Source organism: Pseudomonas sp. NPDC087346 (genome assembly GCF_044744235.1).
Classification (GTDB): domain Bacteria; phylum Pseudomonadota; class Gammaproteobacteria; order Pseudomonadales; family Pseudomonadaceae; genus Aquipseudomonas.
The window spans coordinates 1-7,630 of the sequence record NZ_JBIUXX010000117.1 but is presented as its reverse complement, the minus strand read 5'-3'; the positions used below and the strand labels follow the sequence as shown (position 1 = coordinate 7,630).

Here is a 7,630-nt window from a genome sequence, read left to right as displayed (position 1 = left end):
CGCGAACTGCGCATTGGTGAGAACAACGACTGTCGCCTTGGGTGGACCAGTTGGCTGGGCTGCGAAAAAGCAGACGGCGTGGTGACCCTGGGCAGCAAAATTCATTAAGGACGTGAGCCATGATCAACGTAGACCTGCAACAACTCATCCAGGCGCTGGACGCCGAAACCCGTCGTGACCTGGAACGTTCGGCGGAACGTTGTGTTGCCCGTGGCGGCAGCAAGATCCTCGTCGAAGACCTGATGCTCGGCTTGCTGGAGCGTCCGAATGGCTTGCTCGCACGCGCGTTGCAAGACGCCGATGTCGATGCCGGTGAACTGAGTGCTGCACTGCAATCGCGGGTCGAGCACAGCGCCTCGCGTAACCCGGTTTTCGCCCCGGAACTGGTGCAATGGCTGCAAGACGCGTTGCTGGTGGCCAACCTTGAACTTGGTCAGACCCAGGTTGAGGACGCGGCGCTGATCCTCGCGTTGCTGCGCAATCCGATGCGTTATGCCGGCAGCCGCTATCAGCCGCTGCTCGCCAAACTGAACATTGATCGCCTGAAAGAATTTGCCCTGTCGCAACAGGAGCAACCGGCAGGCAATGGCAAACCGGCCGCACAAGGCGAGTCGCTGCTGCAACGCTTCACCCACAACCTGACCCAACAGGCCCGCGACGGCAAGCTCGACCCGGTGCTGTGCCGCGATGGCGCGATCCGGCAGATGGTCGACATCCTCGCTCGTCGCCGTAAAAACAACCCGATTGTGGTCGGTGAGGCCGGTGTCGGTAAAACCGCCATCGTTGAAGGTCTGGCCTCGCGCATCGCTGCCGGTGAAGTGCCGCAAGTGCTCAAAGGCGTCGAGCTGCTGTCGCTGGACATGGGCCTGTTGCAGGCCGGCGCCAGCGTCAAAGGTGAATTCGAACGTCGTCTGAAAGGTGTGATCGATGAAGTCAAAGCTTCGCCAAAACCGATCATTCTGTTCATCGACGAAGCTCACACCCTGATCGGTGCGGGCGGTAATGCCGGTGGTTCCGACGCAGCCAATCTGCTGAAACCGGCACTGGCGCGTGGCGAGTTGCGCACCATCGCCGCGACTACCTGGGCCGAGTACAAGAAATACTTCGAGAAAGACCCGGCGCTGGCCCGTCGTTTCCAGCCAGTGCAACTGCACGAACCGACTGTCAGCGAAGCAGTGACCATCCTCCGTGGTCTGGCTCAGGTTTACGAGAAGAGCCACGGCATCTACCTGCGTGACGACGCCGTGGTATCGGCTGCCGAGTTGTCCGCCCGTTATCTGGCCGGCCGCCAACTGCCGGACAAAGCCGTCGACGTGCTCGATACCGCTTGTGCCCGCGTGCGCATCAGCCTCGCTGCCGCCCCGGAAAGCCTTGAGCGTCTGCGTGGCGAACTGGCTGAAGGTGGCCGTCAGCGTCAGGCGCTGCGCCGCGATGCCGAGGCCGGTCTGCTGATTGACCACGAAGCGCTGGATGCACTGGAAGCGCGTCTGGACGAAGCCGAAAGCGAAATGGTCGCGCTGGAAACCCTGTGGACTGAACAGAAGCAACTGGCCGAACGCCTGTTGGAGCTGCGTCAGCAACTGGCCAAGGCCCGTGAAGCCGCCGCCGTCGAGCCGACTGTCACGGTCGAGGAAGACGCCGAAGGCACCGTGATCGAAACCCTCGCCGCTGAAGTCGAAGAAGGTCAAAGCGTCGAAGCGCTGGAAGCTCAGCTCAACGAAACCCACAGCGCACTGACCGCCGCGCAGGTCAAGGAGCGTCTGGTCAGCTTCGAAGTCTGCCCGCGTCTGGTCGCCGAAGTAATCAGCGCCTGGACCGGTGTGCCATTGGCGCAACTGGCCCGCGAGCACAACGCCAAGGTCGCAAGTTTCGCCACCGATCTGCGCACGCGTATTCGCGGTCAGGAACAAGCCGTGCACGCGCTGGATCGCTCGATGCGCGCCACCGCTGCCGGCCTGAACAAGCCTGATGCGCCGGTCGGCGTGTTCCTGCTGGTCGGCCCGAGCGGCGTCGGCAAGACCGAAACTGCGCTGGCGCTGGCCGACTTGCTGTACGGCGGTGATCGTTTCATCACCACCATCAACATGTCCGAGTTCCAGGAGAAGCACACCGTTTCGCGCCTGATCGGTGCGCCGCCGGGCTACGTCGGTTACGGCGAAGGCGGCATGCTCACTGAAGCGGTACGTCAGAAGCCGTACTCGGTGGTGCTGCTCGATGAAGTCGAGAAGGCAGATCCGGACGTGCTCAACCTGTTCTACCAAATCTTCGACAAAGGTGTGGCCAACGACGGTGAAGGTCGCGAGATCGATTTCCGCAACACGCTGATTCTGATGACCTCGAACCTCGGCAGTGACCGCATCAGCGACCTCTGCGAGAACGGCGCACGGCCGACTGCCGAAGTGCTCGAAGAAACCATTCGCCCGGTGCTCAGCAAACACTTCAAACCGGCGCTGCTGGCGCGGATGAAAGTGGTGCCGTACTACCCGGTCGGCGGCCCGGTGCTGCGCGAGCTGATCGAGATCAAACTCGGTCGTCTCGGCGAGCGCCTCAACCGTCGTCAGCTGGATTTCAGCTGGTGCCAGAACCTCGTCGATCATCTGTCCGAGCGTTGCACGCAAAGCGACAGCGGTGCGCGCCTGATCGATCATTTGCTCGATCAGCACGTGCTGCCGCTGGTAGCGGATCGTCTGCTCGACGCGATGGCTACCGGTGAAAGCCTCAAGCGTGTGCATGCCACGCTCGACGGCAACGCCAGCGTGACGTGCGAGTTCGTCTGAGGTGGGCGTGATGTTCACTCAAGTGCCGCAACCACTGGTTTACGCCGAAGCCTTGCTGGCGCAATTCGCCAGCCTGTCGCGCGCGGCGGACGGTGCTGCGCTGCTGGGTGACTTCGTGCGCGGTCTGGCCGAACTGAGCGGTTGCGAGCTGACGCAGTTGTACCTGCTCGACGCCACGCACACGTGCCTCGGAATGAACGCCGAGTGCCTCGATGGTGTGTTGCAACCACGCGGCGCGGCGAGCCTGCCGGCCGACTACAACGGTGAACAACTGCTGCAATTTGCCCTATGCCAGAACCGCGTGGTGAGCCTTGGCGACTTGGGCGGCAGCCTGCACGAAACCAGTTTCCTGCCGGCCACGTCGGTGGCGTGGCAATCGCTGCTGTGCGTGCCGCTGGTCAATCAGCAGAAGGCTGTCGAAGGCTTGCTGTTGTGCGCCAGTCGTCATCGCGTTGAACTGCAAGGGTTTGCCGATTCGCTCGGGCAGCTCGGCTCGTTCGTGCTGGGGCAGTTGCACTTGTTGCAACGGCTGCGTCAGCCAGTCGGCGTCGAGGCGCCGGCCAGCCGCAGCGTGCCGAGTGTCAGTGGTTATGGCCTGATCGGTAAGAGCGCGGCAATGCGCCAGACTTACTCGCTGATCAGCAAAGTGCTGCACAGCCCGTACACCGTGATGTTGCGCGGCGAGACCGGCACCGGCAAGGAAGTGGTGGCCCGCGCCATTCATGACTGCGGCCCGCGTCGGTCCCAGGCGTTCATCGTGCAAAACTGCGCAGCGATTCCGGAAAACCTGCTGGAAAGCGAACTGTTCGGCTATCGCAAAGGCGCGTTCAGCGGCGCCGACCGTGACCGTCCGGGGCTGTTCGATGCTGCCAATGGCGGCACGCTGTTGCTCGATGAAATCGGCGATATGCCGATGTCGCTGCAATCGAAGCTGCTGCGCGTGTTGCAGGAAGGCGAAATCCGTCCGCTGGGTTCCAACGATACGCACAAGATCGATGTGCGGATCATTGCCGCGACGCACCGTGATCTGGCGGTGCTGGTCAGCGAAGGCAAATTCCGTGAGGACCTGTACTACCGTCTCGCGCAATTTCCGATTGAGCTGCCGGCGCTGCGTCACCGCGAAAACGACATCCTCGATCTGGCCCGCCACTTCGCCGAAAAAGCCTGCGCGTTTTTGCAGCGTGACCCGGTGCGCTGGTCGGATGCGGCGCTGGATCACCTGTCCGGCTACGCCTTCCCCGGCAACGTGCGTGAACTCAAAGGACTGGTCGAGCGAGCGGTGCTGTTGTGCGAAGGCGGCGAGTTGCTGGCCGAGCATTTTTCGCTGCGCCTCACCGAGCCGATGCCGGATGATGCTGGCAGCCTGAATCTGCGCGAACGTCTGGAACAGGTCGAACGCAGTCTGCTGCTCGATTGCCTGCGCAAGAACGACGGCAATCAGACTTTGGCCGCCCGCGAACTGGGCCTGCCACGCAGAACGCTGCTTTATCGCCTCGGGCGCCTGAATATCAATCTGGGTGACTTCGATGGTTGATCTGAAATTGATTTCTGCAATTGGCAGATCCCCAATAACCAGCAATTCCCCTGTGGTGAAGGGATTTTCCTCACCACAGGAGATTGGCTCCAGGCCTTGGTTTAGAGCCTCCCCAAAGAATGAATTCGCTTATAACAGCGCCGCCCGCAAGGGTCGGCGCTTTGTGCTTTGTCTACACCTGGAGACCTTCTGATGTCTGTTCGTCACTGGCACGCTGCCCTGCTGACCCTCGTCGTTCTATGCGGCCTTGGCGGTTGCAGCGGCAATTACAAATTCAACGACAACGACTATCGCCCGTTGGGTGATCCGCAAGCGGTCAATCGCGGCAAGTGACCGCAAGGAGCATCAAACATGGAATTGGTTTTCGAAATGCTGAACACCAAGCAGTTCGTGCCCACCGAGTTGTGCCAGAGGACCTTCAAACAGGCCGGTGGCGTGATCGGGCGGGGCGAGGACTGCGACTGGATCATCCCTGACCGCAAGCGTCATCTGTCGAACCATCACGCGATTGTCAGCTTTCGCGAAGGTGTGTTCTTCCTGACCGACAGCAGCAGCAACGGGATTCAGGATGGCGGCAGCGGTGCACGTCTGAACAAAGGCGAGCCAGTGCGTATCGAGCACGGCAGCACCTACGTGCTCGGCGACTTCGAGATTCGTGCACGACTGGTGCGAGACCCGGCGACCTTCGACGGTGAAGCCGGCCGTCCGCGTGCTGCTGGCAGCATCATTCCGGACGACGCGTTTCTCGATCTCGACCCGCTCAATGCGCTCGAACAGCAAGAGCGCGTGTACTCGGAAATCGACGAACTGCTGGCGCCGAACACTGCGCCCGAAGACAGCCGTCAGCGCGCCGACTATGCGCGCATCGACATGGAAAGCCTGATGGTGCCGGAGCTGATCGCCGCTCCCGCCGAACCTGCGCCTGCTCCGGCCCCGAAAGCCGTCGAGCGTCAGAGCGAAGGTTTCTGGGACCACTTCGGTGCAGCGCTCGGTGTCGATCTCAAAGGCCTCGATCACGATGCCCGCGAAGCGCTCGCCCTCAACGCCGCACGCCTGCTGCGTCAGAGCATCGGCGGTTTGCAGCAGAGCTTGCGTACTCGTTCCGAGCTGAAAAACGAACTGCGTCTGGCCCAGACCACCGTGCAAGGCACCAACAAGAATCCGCTGAAATTCGCTGTCGATCCGAGCGAAGCACTGGAGATTCTGTTGCAGGCGCACAAGCCCGGGCACCTGCCGGCCGAGCAAGCGGTGTCCCGAGCGTTCCGTGATTTGCAGGCGCATCAGGTGGCCTTGCTGACCGCCAGCCGCGCCGCCGTTCGCGGCACGCTGGAGCACTTCTCGCCGGAGCAGTTGACCCTGCGTTTCGAGCGCGACAACAAACCGTTGCTCGCCACCTCGGGCGGACGCTGGAGAGCGTTCGGGCGTTATCACCAGGCACTGCGTCAGGACGATGACTGGAGCGAGCGTCTGCTGGCCCGCGATTTCGCTCAGGCCTACGAAGAACAGATCCGCCTGATCTCCACCCTCCACACCGACCACCAGGATGATGCGCATGTCTCGCCGTTCGACCGCTTTTTTCAAGACGCTGACTGCGCTCACCGTACTGGTGCTGCTGGCTGGATGCTCGTCGTTGTCGCCGTACTCGAAAGTGACCAAGGTCAACCTGAAACTGACCGGCAGCGATCAGCTCAACCCGGACCTCAACGGGCGCCCGTCGCCAATCGTTGTGCGTCTGTTCGAACTCAAACACCCGGTGACCTTCGAGAACGCTGACTTCTTCAGCCTCTACGAGCGCGCCAAGGAATCCCTCAACCCGGATCTGGTGGCCAGCGAAGAACTCGAACTGCGCCCGGGTGAAACCGTGGAACTGAAACTCAGCGTGGAGGAGGGCAGCCGTTACGTCGGCATCCTCGCCGCCTACCGCGACCTGCCGGATACCAAGTGGCGCTACACCGTGCAGATCACGCCGCTGGAACTCACCGACGCCGATCTGACGCTTGATCAGGCCGGTATCCGCAACACCAATGAAGTGCTCGCCAAGGCGGATGACTGAACATGAATACCCATAAAGTCATTTGGCAGGAAGGCATGCTGCTGCGTCCGCAGCACTTCCAGCACAACGATCGCTACTACGATCACCAGATGAAAACCCGCACCCAGTTGCTGGGCAGTTACACCTGGGGCTTTCTCAATCTGGAGATCGACTTGCAGTTCCTCAACATGGGCAAACTGGTGATCAGTGAAGCCTCGGGGATTCTGCCGGACGGCAGCCTGTTCGAACTCGGCGGCAACACCGAGCCGCTGGCGCTGGACGTGCCGCCGAACACTGGCAACACGCCAATCTATCTGGCGCTGCCACTGGTTACCGGTAACCACATCGAGTCGCGTCGTCCGGAGCAGTCCGACGTGCTGGCGCGTTTCACCGCGTATGACGCCGAAGTCGCCGACTCCAACGCTGGCGACGATTCCGCCAGCCAGGTCAGCTGCGGTCGCCCGGATTTCAAACTGTTGCTCGGCGAGCAACAGAGCGATCAGGCCTACGTGAAGCTGAAGATCTGCGACGTGCTCGACACCACGCCGGACGGCGTGATCAGCCTCGATCCGGATTTTGTGCCGACCTACATTCAGGCGCATGCTTCCAGCTATCTGCTGTCGTGCCTGAAAGAAGTGATCAGCATGCTCAACCACCGTGGCGACACGATTGCCGAGCGGATTCGCTCCAACGGCAAGGTCGGCGGCGCAGAGGTTGGCGACTTCATGATGCTGCAACTGATCAACCGCACCGAGCTGCTGCTGCGTCACTACCTCGGTCTGGAGCAGGTGCACCCGGAAGAGTTGTACCGCACGTTGCTGACCATGCTCGGCGATCTGGCGACCTTCTCCGGCGAGAGCAAACGTCCGCGTCTGGACAGCCGTTACTCGCACGCCGATCAGGGCGGGAGTTTCCGCAAACTGATGGAAGCGATCCGTCAGGTGCTGTCGATGGTGCTCGAACAGCACGCCATCGAACTGATCCTGCAAGCGCGTCAGTACGGGATCATTGTGTCGCCGTTGCACGACCACAAACTGCTGGGCTCGGCGTCGTTCGTGCTGGCGGCCAGTGCCAACTGCGACTCCGAAGAACTGCGCCACCGCTTGCCGGCGCACCTCAAGGTCGGCCCGGTGGAGCGTATTCGCCAACTGGTCAACCTGCACCTGCCCGGGATCAAGGTCAAACCGTTGCCGGTGGCCCCGCGGCAGATTGCGTTCCATTCGAACAAAACCTATTTCATTCTCGAACTCAGTTCCGAAGACTTGGCACAACTCGAGCGCTCCGGCG

Annotated in this window: 5 protein-coding genes and 2 pseudogenes; all 7 read left to right on the top strand. The window is 61.6% G+C overall.

Features of this window, described 5'->3' with window-relative positions; translation table 11 throughout:
• A pseudogene (locus ACIOZM_RS30755) lies at positions 1 to 108 on the top strand (type VI secretion system baseplate subunit TssG); the annotation flags it as partial.
• Positions 109 to 119: 11 nt separating this feature from the next.
• Positions 120 to 2,777, top strand: a complete 2,658-nt coding sequence (tssH, locus tag ACIOZM_RS30750; protein ID WP_401221239.1) for a type VI secretion system ATPase TssH — start codon at positions 120 to 122, stop codon at positions 2,775 to 2,777.
• Between the two features lie 10 nt (positions 2,778 to 2,787).
• A complete protein-coding gene (locus ACIOZM_RS30745; RefSeq protein WP_401221236.1) occupies positions 2,788 to 4,311 on the top strand; it encodes a sigma-54 interaction domain-containing protein in 1,524 nt (507 codons plus the stop codon).
• A 192-nt stretch (positions 4,312 to 4,503) separates the two neighbouring features.
• Complete coding sequence (locus ACIOZM_RS30740) at positions 4,504 to 4,644, top strand: type VI secretion protein (protein WP_108589157.1); 141 nt, start codon at positions 4,504 to 4,506, stop codon at positions 4,642 to 4,644.
• 18 nt (positions 4,645 to 4,662) lie between these two features.
• Positions 4,663 to 5,853, top strand: a pseudogene (tagH, locus tag ACIOZM_RS30735) (type VI secretion system-associated FHA domain protein TagH); the annotation flags it as partial.
• Between the two features lie 10 nt (positions 5,854 to 5,863).
• Entirely contained in the window at positions 5,864 to 6,364 is a 501-nt protein-coding gene (gene tssJ / locus ACIOZM_RS30730) for a type VI secretion system lipoprotein TssJ (protein ID WP_401221232.1), read from the top strand.
• A gap of 2 nt (positions 6,365 to 6,366) precedes the next feature.
• The coding region (tssK, locus tag ACIOZM_RS30725; RefSeq protein WP_401221229.1) for a type VI secretion system baseplate subunit TssK at positions 6,367 to 7,630 on the top strand (1,264 nt) is incomplete at its 3' end.